The sequence below is a fragment of the Sphingobacterium sp. E70 genome (assembly GCF_019285695.1).
Lineage (GTDB): Bacteria > Bacteroidota > Bacteroidia > Sphingobacteriales > Sphingobacteriaceae > Sphingobacterium > Sphingobacterium detergens.
This window is the reverse complement of the sequence record NZ_CP079104.1, coordinates 6,171,638-6,185,915: the sequence shown is the minus strand read 5'-3', so window position 1 is coordinate 6,185,915 and position 14,278 is coordinate 6,171,638. Positions and strand designations below refer to the sequence as shown.

Sequence of the window (14,278 nt, the reverse complement as noted above, 5' to 3'; positions counted from 1 at the left end):
TGGATTGGGTAAAAAGGTCTATCGGAATGCCTTTATAGAAGGTTTTGAAATCGTTTGGAATAGAGTAAGCATGACTATATTTTCCTTTGCCAAGACTGATACCGCCTATTTTTTTAGGTAGCCAGTTATTTTGTGTTTAGAGGAATTTGAAAACTCTTCACTTGTTTCCAGGAAATAATCCTGAATATAAAAATTTCTTATATTTTTCAATTTGATCGGGGAGCTTTTATCCAGCTTGATTCTCCGGGAATAGGATATATCGGTTAAAATGCAGGTTGCCTTCTGAACCGTTGAGACATCAATAAAATAATCTCCATCGACCAATAGATGTTTACTATCTTTATAGATACCTAGGATCATCTCGTTGATTTCTCTATCGGAATAATCCATTATATTTGAAGATCTACCAAACTTTTCGAATTGCAGTCCGCTATCTTTGACATTTTCCTGATTTTATTTAGCTCATATTGCTGAAAAGTCCTTATTTTTTCCATATCCGTTGCTCGTTATATTTAGCACTTTAAAGATAATTTTAAAACTTTGCTTTCAACCGCTTTACAGGCATCTAATTGCAATTTGAATCGAATCTAATTTAACAGTACGCTAACGCTTAGGTAACAAGTTAAGTCTTCAAAGGAGAAATGTATCGTTTTTTGGAATGCAGAACCTGAGATCGAACAGTAGCCAAACGCAGGTTCTGCTATTAAAAATCAAATTTTCTGGAGGTCATACGACCCTGACCTTTCAGGTTTATTCGGTTGGGGAATAGTTCCAAAACCCCATAAGCATTTTCATTGCTGGTTTCGATCATCCCCTCAAGTGTAATCATGGGAATCCCTTTATAGTTAGCGAAGTTACCGGGATGATGATGCCCTGAGATAACAGCTTTCACACGAGGATATTTTTCGATTGCTGCCAATATATCCCTATTGTTGAGTGTTTCAAGTCCGTTTTCTGGAAATAAGGGATGATGAGAAAAGATGATCACATTCTTAGCCTCTTTTTCTGCTTTTTTAGCTGTTTTTCCATCCATGCAAGTTGTTGTCTGCTGATGCCACCATTCCATGGCTGTGTATTTTTCCGTGCCTCGAATTTTAGCTGGTTATTTAATGCTTGCCAAGCAGCGCGCTCCGCTGATGTTGCTGATGTTGCGTATTCGCTGAGTTCATTGGTGTTGAGGAGAATAAATAACCAATGACCTTTTTCTACGGTATAGTAGGGGCGGACATGCGATAGGCCTTGTAGAGTGTGGCACCGTTTTTCACATCGACATAATCATGGTTACCCAGTAAATTGTAAACTGGTGCCTTGAGTTTGTCCAGATGCTGCAAGGCTGGAGTCAAATCTTTTGCACCTACATCGACTAAATCTCCTACCATCACCGTAAAATCCACGCCAGCTGCATTTATTGCTGTCGTTGCTGAATCTAATTTGGAAAGTGAATTGCGGTAAAATCGACTTCCTTTGGTGTCCTGATCAGCATATTGTGGGTCTGCAATTAAACCTATTTTCAATGGAGTGTTCTTTTGTTGGCTAATGCTCTTACCATGTAAGAGGACAAATAAAAGGGAGAAAACTATAATTTTAATTTTCATTCTGGGTAATTTTAGATTTTGAATGCCACCGGGCTCGAAAACAAACCGACGAGGCTACCGATTTTAATTTTGGTTCTATTAGCTCAATCGCTGGTCCATACAAACATACATGATTTTTTGACGTTTAAAAGCTGAAATTAATAGCAATCGATTGCATAAAATTCAGAAAACCAAAATGCTACACCGGATATATGTTATTTAGATGCTGGTATTTGTTCGTCATAATTTCGCATGATATAATAGAAATACGCAATCATTTTCATATAGTTTTCGATACTGATATATTCATTGGTACTGTGCATGCTCTGCTGTTCGGAATGATTGATTTTGATTGGCATAAATCGGTAGATATTCTTGCTGAGTTCTTGGTATTTGACGGCATCTGTACCGCCAACGGTCAGGTATGGTGTGACAATAAGATCTGGGTATAACTTTCGGATGGAGGCTTCCATCATCTGATAGGCTTTTGTATCACTAGGAGATACATTGGAGGCCTCCCGGGCATTATCAACCTGTTCTATTTCGACATCAAAACCCGCTGTTGCTTTCTTAACGTGTGCTTGGACTTCCTGAATTGTATTTTCAGGCAATAGTCTAAAATTGACAACAAATTCGACTTCTGGAGACAGCACGTTGGGGGCATCGCTACCTTTCATCATCGTCAGTGCTGTCGTGCTGCGTACCAAGGCGTTGGTCGAATGATTTTTGGTCAACTGGGCAAGTAGCATAGGTTCCATCAACCATCTATTTGCTATTGCAAAGAGCTAAACAAAAGGCATTGAACCGCCTATCTGTTGGAAAAAACGCTGAATAAGTGGACTGATCATCGGTTTCATCTGCTGCTCTTCGAGCCGCTGCATGATCACCGCAGCTTTGCCCATGGCCGTTTCAGACGGTGGCATTGAAGAATGTCCTCCTAAGCCTTTAACTTTGACCTTTAAAGACAGAAACCCCTTTTCGGCACAGCCAATTAATGCGACATCCGAATGTATTCCTTTAACAGATCCTTTCTCGAGAATGAGTCCACCTTCATCGTAGACAGCTTCAAATCGAAGTCCCTTACGCTTGAAATCTGCAGCAATTTTGCTTGCCCCAAGTTCGCCACCTACTTCCTCATCAAAGCCAAATGCCAGGTAGATATCACGTTCAGGTCTTTCCTTATCAAGCAGTATTTTCTGCATGGCTTCGAGTAATGAAAAGAGCATTCCTTTCATATCCAATGTTCCGCGCCCGTAAATCCGTCCATCGGCTACTGCACCCGAAAAAGGGGCATAATTCCAATCTTCTGCTATTGTGGAAACTGGAGGGAGTGGTTTGTCTGAAGGACGGAAAACATGTTCGGATTTGTTTTTAATTTCAGCTGAACCCGGAGGAACAACATCATAATGGGACAAAAATAGGAGTGGCAATAAATTGCTATTGCTACCTTTAAGTTTAAAAACTAAACCATAGGAATGCACGGTATAGATCTCCAGTTGTTGGTGAATAAGCGGATAACTTGCTGCGATATACTGTTTAAAAGTATCAAAAGGGGCGTATACAAATAAATTAGGATCCCCATTGGAAACGGATGGTATCTTAATTCCCCCGCTAATCGGGATAAGATGCTATCATTGCTTATGGGCTGAAATGCTTGTGCATCGGATTTTTTTATCTTGGCAAAAGGGAAGAGCAATGTGTTGATCACTAAACCAATAAAAATCACAATCAGCAATAGCAATAGTACCAAAAGTAGCTTCTTCATAACAGCGTTGTTTGTGGTGGAACGTTTATATCAATACCATCTCAAATAGAGACCTACGGATAAAAACATCATACTGCCCACTTTGTTTTAGCTTGAGACTTGGAGCCAGAATCAAGCGTCGCAAATGTTATTTAAAAATTATCAAATCAAGTCAAATTCCATTTCCGATGTTTCCCTGCCATTGACAATAATGGAAATTTTATGTTTACCGATATAGAATTTTCTGGTGGTGATTACTTTAAATGATTGCCTGCGTTCAATCCGGTTTTTTCAGCGGATAGATAGATCTTCTCGCTAATTTTAAAGACTTTACGGGACATTAAACCATTTGATTTTTGATAATATAATCCATACTCCAATCGGAGTGGTTTGGATTGCGCATGTGTATTTTCGATCTGGAATGAAAAAAGACATATTCACCAACTTTTACATACGGTGTCGCAATGTGTAGATCGGAAACCTCAAAATCTGTTCCATCCAAACCATAGTAGTGTAAAATCTCTGGATGCCCCTGTTTAAGTAGTGTGCGGCAGCCATGTTTAATGATTCCATCCGTATTTTTACTGATCCCTTTCCAATTTTTCGCAATGGCCAGCAAAATATCGGGGTGATCTTTGGAGATATCGTTTAAATTGTTGGCGACACTTCTTCTTACAGTTTCCGACACATCATTTTTTAGTAAATCCAAAATAGGCAAAATAGGGCTCGGATCTTTCTTCAGAAAGGGGATAGCCATAGCCCATGGTAGCCGTGGACGAATACCTTCGCTTGCCAAACGGCGAACTTGTGCATTCGGGCTTCGTGCCCATTGTTCCATTATGCTGATCATCTGCCCTTTATATTTGATAATAAAAGGGCGAACAGCAAATTCACAAGTGATGAACTGTGTAATTATTTCAAGGGATTGCACGGCGGTTTCAAAATGCTCAACACCATAAGTTTCGATGTAGTCGGGGAATATAACATATTCAAGTCCACCGGGATACCCTGCCGCAATTAAATTCTCAACAACTTGGGTGATTAAGGCGATTGCTTCGGGAAAATTGGATGGCATAAATTCGTGCAAGGTTTGTGTGGTATGTTTGATCCTTTGCTTCCATTCCATAGTGTTGAAATCAGGGCTAAAGATTCTCGTAATAAATTGCTCTTTATTGAAATCGGGATTTACCTGACTAAACTGATCTGCAATGTGTTGATAGAAATTGAGCGAATAGATATCTTTGATAAGACTCATAAATATTGTATATAGTTCAAATATATATTTAAAACAAGATGTGGCCACAAATTGACCAAAATTCTATCGTGCCAAGTTGTTCGTTAGAGACAAAACTAGATGATGGAACTGACAACTGTTTGTCACTAGCCAAATATGTTGAATCACAAATAAACAGTATTAATCTTTTACCTGTTGCATAAGCTTATGAAGAAGTACAGTAAGTGTCTTTAATTCATCCTTTGTCAAGGAGCGTGAGGCTTTTTTTGCAATACTTTCCTAAAGTTTTCCGAGTTATCAATGATATATCGACCTTCATCAGTCAGGGACAGATCAAAAAATCTACGATCTCTTGTCGATTGCTGTTGCTTGATAAGCCTGTTTTCGGTCAAAAATTTAAGCTGCTTGGAAATAGCCGCCTGGCTGATCTGGAAGGCTTCAGCAATCTGTTTACCGGTAACCTGATGACCTCTATAAATATATTCCATGATATTGTAATGTGTAGCCGTCACCCCATGTATATTTCCTCGGTTCATATTGGCTAGTATAAAACACTGTAGGTCGGTAAAGACCTGATAAAAATCAGTTTCGCTCTTATTCATAAAACAATAGTTTAGTTAACTTTGTTAAGTATTATGGTTAACTAAGTTAATCATATCAAAGATAAAGAAATGAATTATATCGTCATAGTAAATGCAAGGCAAAACAATCTGAAGAATATTTCGCTCCGTATTCCCAAAAAGAGATCACTGTTTTCACGGGCGTTTCCGGTTCTGGAAAATCGTCTTTGGTATTTGAAACGATCGGAGCGGAAGCACAGCGGCAGTTTAATGAGACCCAGACGAGTTTTATCAGAAATCGTTTGCAGCACATCGGGGTTCCAGAAGTAGATAAGATTGAACACTTAAATGTACCTATTATTATCAATCAAAAAGACTAGGTGGGAATGCCCGTTCCACGGTAGGTACAGCTACAGATATCTATAGTTCATTGCGATTGCTTTTTTCTAGAATGGGTACTCCGTTTGTGGGATATTCAATGTATTTTCATTTAACAATCCACTGGGCATGTGCCCGGAATGCGAGGACTTGGTTTTGTGCAGACCCTTGACATTACACGACTTTTGGATATGGAAAAATCTTTGAATGAAGGTGCAATCGCATTTCCGACATTTCAGCCCGGAGGATGGCGGTTAACGCGATATACTTTATCTGGATATTTTGACAATGATAAGAAATTAAAAAATTATAGCAAATCGGAATGGGAGATGCTTTTGAACGCTGCAGAACATAAGCCCAGACACCCTGACAAACAATGGGGAAAGACTGTGAAATACGAAGGCTTAATTCCTCGTATCGAAAAGGCATTCTTAAAAAAGATTCGAAGGAGAATATAACCCGAAAAGAGGCTCTCAAAACTATCATAATCACAAAAAAATGCCCTGTATGTAATGGCACAAGGCTAAATAGAAAGGTTCTATCGTGTAAAATATTGGGAAAAAGCATAGCGGATTGTGCATCACTCTCCGTGGATGAGTTACTCGAATTCATAGGCGCTATAAATACTAAGACCTATCAGGTATTGTTAAATGAACTGAGCAAGAAATTACATGATATAGTCACTATTGGCCTTCAATACCTGACGTTGGACAGGCGCACAGATACCTTATCTGGCGGAGAATCCCAACGTATCAAGATGGTACGTAATCTCGGTAATAGTCTAACTGACTTGCTCTATATTTTTGATGAACCGAGTATCGGTCTCCATCCTAAAGATTTGCAAAATATCGCAACGATTATTCAACAGATCAAGGAGAAGGGTAATACGGTGATTATTGTAGAACACGATCCAGATTTAATTAGGATTGCGGATTGGGTTGTCGATATGGGGCCGGGATCAGGAAAATTAGGCGGTGAAATTGTCTACGAAGGCAAATTTGAAGGACTGCAATATGCCAAGGGAAAAACAGGATCTTACTTTGGACGACGCTTCGATTTCAATCACACTCCACGACAGGCGGAAGGTTATCTGGAGATAAAGAATGCGAGCTTACATAATTTGAAAAATATCCATGTAAGAATACCCAAACAGGTGCTTTCTGTTGTTACAGGTGTTGCCGGTTCAGGTAAGAGTACGCTGATCAACAAAATATTGCCCATGTTTTATCCAGAGATCAAAGTTGTTGATCAGGCGCTATTTGCGGCCAGTGTACGTTCCAATCTGCTCACTTATCTTAATTTATCAGATATGATCAGGAAGCTTTTTCAAAAGCAAATAAGGTCTCTGATAAACTATTCAGTAGAAATAGTTTAGGGGCCTGTGAAAATTGCAACGGATTGGGGGTTGAGAAAATTGATCTGGCTTTTATGGATGATATTGAGCAACCTTGTGAGCGATGTGATGGCTCAGGATTCACAGCACAGGTACTAGATTATCATTACAAGAATAAAAATATCGTTGATGTCATGAATATGACTGTCACAGAGGCAGCTGTATTCTTTCCCGATGATCCCTTTCATAGTGTTTTTAACATGTTATCTAACCTTGGCCTAGGTTATCTCAGTTTAGGACAGCGGCTGGATAGCTTTTCAGGTGGCGAACGACAACGCCTGAAGCTTACGAGGGAACTCAACCAAAGTAATGGTATTATAGTCCTCGATGAGCCAAGTACGGGATTACATCCATCAGATACACAAAAACTACTGAACTTTATAGATGAACTTGTGAAAAATAGGAATACTGTTATTGTGATTGAACATAATCTTGACATCATTGCTCAGGCGGACTGGGTAATAGATATTGGTCCCGGAGCTGGCAAATATGGTGGTGAGCTGCTCTTTGAAGGAACAGTGGCTGATCTTTTAGAAGATAAGATATCACTCACTGCTGTATATTTAAGAGGGCACTTAAAAATGACTTAGTATATCATAAACAGGATGTATTCTTAGATCAGACTAAAAATTTGATCTTACATTTAGGAATCCTAGGATAGAAAACAAGCCATAATATTACAAATCAATTCCGTAATTCTGTAAGGATTTACTCCCCGTTTGTGGCCAAATTTGTAATGTAAGATTAATACATACAGATATGGCTACAAATAATTATAACGAAACAATTTATATTCCTTTAGAGGATGTGGAAAGCGAACATTGCGCATTAATTGTTGAAAAGAGTTGGCCTTGGTAAAGGGATAGAGAGCCAAAAAGTTGAACTGAACAATCGTAGGGCGGCTATTACGGTCAAAAATAATGAGGTTGTAGCCAATGCTGTGAAAGCTGTTAAGGATCTTGGCTATGGCGTGTCGACCGTAGTCAAAACATTTCCTGTACTGGGAATGACTTGTGCTTCCTGTGCAGGGAGTGCAGAAAGTATGGTAAAATACGAATCTGGTGTAGTGAATGCTTCCGTAAATTTTGCTACCGGAAACTTGACCGTTGAATATCTTCCGAATATCACTGATGCCGTTAAAATCCAAAAAGCTGTACAAGCCGGCGGTTATGATCTATTAGTGGAAGACGAATCAACCCAACAAGAAACGTTGGAATCAATCCATGCCGAAAAGTTCCGGACACTCAAAAGCAAAACGATATGGGCAATTATCCTATCACTTCCTGTCGTGGCGATCGGTATGTTTTTTATGGATATCCCATATGCAGATCCAATCATGTGGTTCTTTGCAACACCTGTTGTACTCTGGTTGGGTAAGGACTTTTTATTAATGCATGGAAGCAAGCAAAACATCGTTCAGCAAATATGGATACACTGGTTGCATTAAGCACGGGGATCGCCTATATATTTAGTGTTTTCAATATGTTATTTGCCGATTTCTGGCATCAGCGGGGACTGCATGCGCATGTGTATTTCGAAGCTGCAGCGGTTGTTATTGCTTTTATCCTGCTTGGGAAATTATTGGAAGAAAAAGCGAAAGGTAATACCTCTTCGGCTATAAAAAAATTAATGGGGCTACAGCCCAAAACGGTCACGGTCATACAACCTGATGGATCTGAAATACAAGTTGCAATAGAAGCCGTAAAAGCAGGTGATATTATCCTGGTAAAACCAGGGAGAAGATTGCTGTGGATGGTATGGTTATTTTGGGCGATTCCTATGTTGATGAAAGCATGTTGAGTGGTGAACCGGTTCCAGTGTTAAAAAAGAAAACGAAAAGGTCTTTGCGGGTACGATTAACCAGAAAGGCAGCTTTCAATTCAAAGCGGTCAAAGTAGGCAAGGAGACGATGTTGGCGCAGATCATTAAAATGGTGCAAGACGCCCAGGGTAGCAAGGCTCCAGTGCAAAAGATGGTCGATAAGATTGCCGGAATATTTGTTCCGGTGGTGATTGGTATCGCCCTATTTACCTTCGTATTGTGGTTTATTCTAGGCGGTGAAAATGGTGTGGTGCAAGGTCTGCTGGCTGCTGTAACTGTATTAGTTATAGCCTGTCCCTGCGCGCTTGGCTTAGCGACACCCACAGCAATTATGGTGGGTGTTGGAAAAGGGGCTGAGCAAGGCATCCTGATCAAAGATGCGGAAAGCTTGGAACTTGCCAAACGTGTCAATGCAATTGTCTTGGATAAGACTGGAACAATTACCGAGGGAGACCGCAGGTAACAGGTATCCAATGGTTGGACAGCGATGATACGACAAATGCCATATTATTAAGTATAGAAAAGCAATCTGAACATCCGCTTGCGGAAGCTGTAGTCAATTACCTTGAAGGTGTAGCAGTGACGACAATATCGGCATTTGACAGTATTACGGGAAAAGGAGCGAAAGCCAATCATGGTCTGGAGACTTACTACGTTGGTAACAGGAAACTATTGATTGAAAATAGCATCGCTATCGCAGAGCAATTGCAGGATCGGGCAGAACAATGGAGTGAGGAGTCAAAAACTGTCATTTGGTTTGCCAACAGTAGTCAGGCATTAGCAGTGATCGCTATTGCCGACAAGATTAAGGAAACCTCTGTATTGGCCATTCAAGAAATGCAGGCCATGGGTATTGAGCTTTATATGCTTACCGGTGATAATGAATCGACTGCCAAAGCTATTGCAGAACAGACAGGCATTAAACATTATAAAGCAGAAGTGATGCCGCAACATAAAGCTGACTTCGTAAAAGCACTTCAACAACGCGGAAAGGTGGTGGCGATGGTCGGTGATGGTATCAACGACAGTACCGCCTTGGCAACTGCAGATGTCAGTATAGCGATGGGTAAAGGGAGTGATATTGCTATGGATGTAGCAAAAATGACCATTATTTCCTCGGACTTGACTAAAATACCACAAGCAATCCGCTTGTCGAAACAGACGGTGGCCACCATCAAGCAAAATCTGTTTTGGGCTTTTATTTACAATGTGATCGGTATTCCTGTCGCTGCAGGTATACTCTTCCCAATCAATGGTTTTCTTTTGAATCCCATGCTTGCTGGAGCGGCAATGGCCTTGAGTAGTGTTAGTGTCGTGAGCAATAGCTTGCGTTTAAAATGGAAAAAATAGATCGTAATAGTAAACAATAACTTTAAAATTAAATAACATGGAAAGCAAAAATATTCAATTCAAAACAAACCTTAACTGTGGTGGCTGTGTATCCAAAGTAAGTGCTGATTTAGACAATGCTGCAGGCATCTGTGAATGGAGCGTCGATACATCAAATAGCGACAAAATTCTTACAGTGAAATCGAACGGTATCTCTGAGGAAGAAGTCATTGAAATTATCAAAAGAAAAGGCTTCATTGCTACATCACATTCTGCATAAATTGAATGCGGAAACCAAGAAAAAGTCGTCCTTTATCCGGGACGACTTTTATTTTTTTGCATAAGTTGTTACAAGGCCATAGGATCCTATGAACACTTGAAAACCACTATTATCTTGCCTATATTGACCGACTGATATGAGTAACAACAAGCGTAGCGGAATTGGTTTTTTTAATTACAAGGCCAATCTTTCTATGAAGAAGTCTCGTTTTATAGGCTATCTGTTGAAGAAGAGCAATAGCCTCTAAAAATAAATAAAAATAGCCCAAGCGATTTGTGTGCTTGGGCAAATAAGCTTATTTTAGCCATTAATGGGCAGCATTAAATCTAATATTCTCAGAAGCTATGGACAATACATTACTATTTTGGTAATGTTTATTCTTGTATTGCTCACATCCTGTCCAATAAAAATGGAATCAAAAGTCTCATAGGGACACCAATGAATACGGAACAGGGGAGAATAGCGGATCGGGCCATACCCCTTGTTAACGGATTTGAGCGCTGTAGTGAGTTGGTAGAGAGCGAAAATGCCCGATTAAGCTTTGTAAAAGAAACTCTTCTTTTGCCAGATGCTGTGCTAATCCTGAGGTCGTCTTACCCTTTTAGCATATGGGAGCCTCTGCAACTGTCGGCTAGCCGAAACCGGCGTCAGAAGATTGCACATACTTTACCTATTTTTCTGCAATATCGAACATTACGCATTTAGAATTCTTTTTGACTAGCCCACCTTCGTTATAGAACAGCCCTGATATTCATCTGTTTTTATACGATGGGGAGCTATTAAGATAAAACAAAAGCAAACTGTAGGTGGGTTTTAGTGATAGTTTATAAATAATTAAAATACAGCAATTTACATATATAATAATGAATATAAAATTTAATAGGATTATAACAGGTTTTGGACTTTTTATTATTACAGCAAGTGTTTTGACAGCCTGTGGAAACTCGGCAGATGGTAACAAACTCAAAGCAGAAAAAGAGCAAGCTCAAGCTGTTAAAGAAGTTGAAGAGCCAAAAGTGGCCGATGTTTCCTTCAAAGATAAAGCCGGTAATGTTGTTAAACTAAGTGATTTAAAAGGAAGGTTGTCTTTATCAATTTCTGGGCTACTTGGTGTCCGCCGTGTATACATGAAATGCCGTCCATTAATACCTTAAGACAGGGATTCAAAGACAACAAAAATATAGTATTTCTAATGGTTGATGTCGACAATGATATTGAGCAATCGGCGGCGTTTATGGAGGAGAACAAATATGATTTGCCACTATATACTGCAACGGGAGAAATTCCACCAGAATTTTTGGGTGGATCCATTCCTACCACAGTGATTTTGGACAAAAATGGACAAATTGTAGAACGTTTGGAGGGGAGCAGAGACTATGCAGCTCCTGAGATTGCAAAGGCCTTAGAGGAACTGACAAAGGCAAATTAGCATCACTCTAGAGCATAGCGAAAGTCGCGCGGACTAAAAAGAGCTAAATAGGTGTTAACCTATTTAGCTCTTTTATACTTTTAACCTAAGATACTGCTTCAACCGCCTCTTTGATCAATGCTGTAATTTCGTTTGGATGGGTTGCTAGTGAAGCATGGCTGGCTTCCAAATGAATAATTTTACGAGCATTAATTCGTTCCGCCATTTCTTGTTGAGTCACTGGCGGTATCATATGATCATTGTCTGATACTTGATACCAGCTGGGTTTTGTTTTCCAAGCTGGCTCTCCCGCCTCTGCCGCAAAAATACTTCCATGTGTTGGTTTCTGCGCCAAGGACATTGCGATCGCATCTTTTTCATCTAAATCTTGAGCGAAGCTTTCGTGGAATTTATCGTATTTGATCCATAGAAACCCTTTTTCATCAGGAACAAGGTTGGCAGCACCGGATGGTGGTTCTCTACGGCCGAAGATACCGCCCAAACTTTCACCCTTGTCCGGGGCAAAGGCAGCGATATATACTAAGCCTGCAACTTTTTCATGATGTCCAGCGGCGGATATTACTGCTCCACCATAAGAGTGACCAACCAAAATAACCTTACCAGCTTGTAGGTCGATCAAATCTTTGGTCTTTTGGATATCGTCTTCAGCAGATGTCAATGGATTTTGTACGCTTCGTACTGTATATCCTTCTGCATGAAGATTCGTGATAACATGTCTCCAATGAGACCCGTCTCCCCAGGCTCCATGGACTAAAATAATTGTTACATTTTGATTTCCCATATTCGTTGAAGTTTATAGATCAAATATATGTTTAAGTTGCTATTAAACATATTAACTTAAGTTAACGTTTTAAAATTCGTCGACGGATTCTACTTAGCGAAGGTGGTTTAACGCCGAGGTAGCTGGCGATATGTTTTGGGCTACGAGCTGAAAAATTTGTGCATTCTCGGCGAGTAGATTATTATACCGTATTTCCGGCGAGTAATATAACAACTCTTCGATTCTCTTTTTTAGCTCCGAGATAAATGACCTCGGTCATCTTTCGCCCAAATTCTTGCCAGTAAACATCCTTTTGATAGAGTTTTTGAAGGTCATCTTTGTGTAGAAGTAATACCTCGGCATCGGATACCGCTTTAATATTCATACGCGACTTCGTGTTACAAAGGATACTTTCGTAATCGGTAAAAAGTAATTGTCAAAATGGAAATTGAAAGTTACATCTTCACCGTTATCATTGATATAATACGTTCGCATAAAACCGGTTTTTAGAAAACCAAGGTATTGACATTTCTCGCCCTCTTTCAAAAAGAAATCGGACTTTTTATAGGTTGCCGATTTGAGATAACTACAAAATTCAGGATAGTGTTCTTCATCGACCAAAAACAGAGGGCCAAACTTAGTGTATTCGTTTACAATCTCAGACATAGCTGGTAAAAATATTAAGCCAAAATAATTTTGTATTAAAATTATTGAAAACTTTTGATAGTATGTCACAACATTGAATCATATACTTTCTTTACAGTTGACTATAAAAATATTACCTTCGTAATACATCACAGCAATAATGATATGTCCCAAATTAAAGAGCAAACAGCGATAAAAACCACCTATTTCAGTATTATAGGAAATACAATGTTGGCTTTGCTGAAGTGGCTGGCGGGTTTTTTTGGGAATTCATACGCACTTATAGCAGATGCGATTGAGTCCACCGCTGATATTTTTTCTTCCTTTTTAGTTCTTCTTGGCTTAAAATATGCCCAGCGGCCTGCCGATGAAAATCATCCCTATGGTCATGGAAGGGTAGAGCCACTTATTACGTTTATCGTTGTTGGCTTTCTCATCGTATCAGCTACGATCATTGCCTATGAAAGTATAGAAAATATTGGGACACCCCATGAACTGCCGAAGTCCTGGACATTATTCGTTCTCGGAGGAATCATTATCTGGAAAGAAAGTTCTTACAGAATTGTCATGAAAAAGAGTCGAGAGACCAATAGCTCTTCACTGAAAGCGGACGCGTGGCATCATCGAAGTGATGCAATTACATCGGTGGCGGCTTTTATTGGTATATCTATCGCTTTAGTATTGGGTAAGGGATACGAGAATGCGGATGATTATGCCGCGTTATTTGCAGCTGGATTTATTTTGTATAATTGTTACCATATTTTTAGACCTGCTCTTGGTGAAATCATGGATGAAAATGTTTACGAGGAAGTGATCGAGGAAATCAGAAAATATGCTTTGGAGGTAGCGGGTATAAAAGCGACGGAGAAATGCTATGTTCGAAAGTCGGGAACAAAATATCACGTCGACCTACATGCGATTGTGGATAGTGAGATCACGGTGAAAGAAGGTCATGCACTGGCTCACGAACTCAAAGATTATCTGATCGAACATATACCCGACCTTGGTCATGTTATGATCCACATCGAACCGAGTACATATATAGACTAAACGGCCCTGTTTGGCAAGAATTAGCCTGTTCGTATATCAAATAGCGATGTTCGTATAATTTTGTCAATTTGTATTTATTTT

Annotated in this window: 19 protein-coding genes and 1 pseudogene; 10 read left to right on the top strand and 10 right to left on the bottom strand. The window is 39.6% G+C overall.

What is annotated here, in order from left to right; translation table 11 throughout:
* Nucleotides 1–105: 105 nt before the first annotated feature.
* The 7 genes from KUH03_RS44265 to KUH03_RS44235 all read right to left on the bottom strand — a co-directional run bounded on the left by KUH03_RS44265 (nt 106) and on the right by KUH03_RS44235 (nt 5,154).
* A complete protein-coding gene (locus tag KUH03_RS44265; RefSeq protein WP_257090887.1) occupies nt 106–390 on the bottom strand; it encodes a hypothetical protein in 285 nt (94 codons plus the stop codon).
* A gap of 313 nt (nt 391–703) precedes the next feature.
* Nucleotides 704–1,066: a metallophosphoesterase gene (locus KUH03_RS44260; protein WP_257090886.1), complete on the bottom strand. Its 363-nt coding sequence runs from the start codon at nt 1,064–1,066 to the stop codon at nt 704–706.
* A 139-nt stretch (nt 1,067–1,205) separates the two neighbouring features.
* Nucleotides 1,206–1,595 carry a metallophosphoesterase gene (locus KUH03_RS44255; RefSeq protein ID WP_257090885.1) on the bottom strand — a complete coding sequence of 130 codons (390 nt, stop codon included), beginning with the start codon at nt 1,593–1,595 and terminating at the stop codon, nt 1,206–1,208.
* A 194-nt stretch (nt 1,596–1,789) separates the two neighbouring features.
* Nucleotides 1,790–2,332, bottom strand: a complete 543-nt coding sequence (locus tag KUH03_RS44250) for a M20/M25/M40 family metallo-hydrolase (protein WP_257097910.1) — start codon at nt 2,330–2,332, stop codon at nt 1,790–1,792.
* Nucleotides 2,333–2,359: 27 nt separating this feature from the next.
* Nucleotides 2,360–3,055, bottom strand: a complete 696-nt coding sequence (locus tag KUH03_RS44245) for a M20/M25/M40 family metallo-hydrolase (protein WP_257090884.1) — start codon at nt 3,053–3,055, stop codon at nt 2,360–2,362.
* Between the two features lie 603 nt (nt 3,056–3,658).
* Nucleotides 3,659–4,573, bottom strand: a complete 915-nt coding sequence (locus tag KUH03_RS44240; RefSeq protein WP_257090883.1) for a DNA alkylation repair protein — start codon at nt 4,571–4,573, stop codon at nt 3,659–3,661.
* Between the two features lie 224 nt (nt 4,574–4,797).
* Nucleotides 4,798–5,154: a MarR family winged helix-turn-helix transcriptional regulator gene (locus tag KUH03_RS44235; RefSeq protein ID WP_257090882.1), complete on the bottom strand. Its 357-nt coding sequence runs from the start codon at nt 5,152–5,154 to the stop codon at nt 4,798–4,800.
* Between the two features lie 185 nt (nt 5,155–5,339).
* On the opposite strand from KUH03_RS44235, the gene KUH03_RS44230 reads away from it, so the two are divergent.
* The 9 genes and pseudogenes from KUH03_RS44230 (at nt 5,340) to KUH03_RS44190 (ending at nt 11,742) form a co-directional block, all read left to right on the top strand.
* Complete coding sequence (locus tag KUH03_RS44230; RefSeq protein WP_257090881.1) at nt 5,340–5,492, top strand: hypothetical protein; 153 nt, start codon at nt 5,340–5,342, stop codon at nt 5,490–5,492.
* Between the two features lie 129 nt (nt 5,493–5,621).
* Nucleotides 5,622–5,948, top strand: a complete 327-nt coding sequence (locus KUH03_RS44225; RefSeq protein WP_257090880.1) for a hypothetical protein — start codon at nt 5,622–5,624, stop codon at nt 5,946–5,948.
* A gap of 131 nt (nt 5,949–6,079) precedes the next feature.
* Nucleotides 6,080–6,865, top strand: coding sequence for a hypothetical protein (locus KUH03_RS44220; RefSeq protein WP_257090879.1), 786 nt, complete (start codon nt 6,080–6,082; stop codon nt 6,863–6,865).
* Nucleotides 6,866–6,888: 23 nt separating this feature from the next.
* Nucleotides 6,889–7,473: an ATP-binding cassette domain-containing protein gene (locus KUH03_RS44215; protein ID WP_257090878.1), complete on the top strand. Its 585-nt coding sequence runs from the start codon at nt 6,889–6,891 to the stop codon at nt 7,471–7,473.
* 169 nt (nt 7,474–7,642) lie between these two features.
* Nucleotides 7,643–10,054, top strand: a pseudogene (locus KUH03_RS44210) (heavy metal translocating P-type ATPase).
* A gap of 37 nt (nt 10,055–10,091) precedes the next feature.
* Entirely contained in the window at nt 10,092–10,313 is a 222-nt protein-coding gene (locus KUH03_RS44205; protein ID WP_120257465.1) for a hypothetical protein, read from the top strand.
* Between the two features lie 438 nt (nt 10,314–10,751).
* Nucleotides 10,752–11,018, top strand: a complete 267-nt coding sequence (locus KUH03_RS44200; protein WP_257090877.1) for a hypothetical protein — start codon at nt 10,752–10,754, stop codon at nt 11,016–11,018.
* A gap of 158 nt (nt 11,019–11,176) precedes the next feature.
* Nucleotides 11,177–11,467, top strand: a complete 291-nt coding sequence (locus KUH03_RS44195; protein WP_257090876.1) for a hypothetical protein — start codon at nt 11,177–11,179, stop codon at nt 11,465–11,467.
* On the top strand, nt 11,404–11,742 hold the full coding sequence (locus KUH03_RS44190) for a TlpA disulfide reductase family protein (RefSeq protein WP_306429901.1): 339 nt from the start codon (nt 11,404–11,406) through the stop codon (nt 11,740–11,742). Before KUH03_RS44195 ends, KUH03_RS44190 begins: the two co-directional genes overlap by 64 nt.
* Before the next feature lie 85 nt (nt 11,743–11,827).
* Here the strand turns inward: KUH03_RS44190 and KUH03_RS44185 are convergent, their stop codons facing one another.
* The 3 genes from KUH03_RS44185 to KUH03_RS44175 all read right to left on the bottom strand — a co-directional run bounded on the left by KUH03_RS44185 (nt 11,828) and on the right by KUH03_RS44175 (nt 13,168).
* The gene (locus KUH03_RS44185) at nt 11,828–12,523 is read right to left on the bottom strand and encodes an alpha/beta fold hydrolase (protein WP_223583343.1); all 696 of its coding nucleotides are present in this window, start codon (nt 12,521–12,523) and stop codon (nt 11,828–11,830) included.
* A 181-nt stretch (nt 12,524–12,704) separates the two neighbouring features.
* Entirely contained in the window at nt 12,705–12,887 is a 183-nt protein-coding gene (locus KUH03_RS44180) for a hypothetical protein (RefSeq protein ID WP_257090874.1), read from the bottom strand.
* Nucleotides 12,884–13,168, bottom strand: coding sequence for a hypothetical protein (locus KUH03_RS44175; protein ID WP_257090873.1), 285 nt, complete (start codon nt 13,166–13,168; stop codon nt 12,884–12,886). Before KUH03_RS44175 ends, KUH03_RS44180 begins: the two co-directional genes overlap by 4 nt.
* A gap of 144 nt (nt 13,169–13,312) precedes the next feature.
* Between KUH03_RS44175 and KUH03_RS44170 the strand changes: the two genes are divergently transcribed.
* A complete protein-coding gene (locus tag KUH03_RS44170; RefSeq protein ID WP_257090872.1) occupies nt 13,313–14,197 on the top strand; it encodes a cation diffusion facilitator family transporter in 885 nt (294 codons plus the stop codon).
* Nucleotides 14,198–14,278 lie beyond the last annotated feature (81 nt).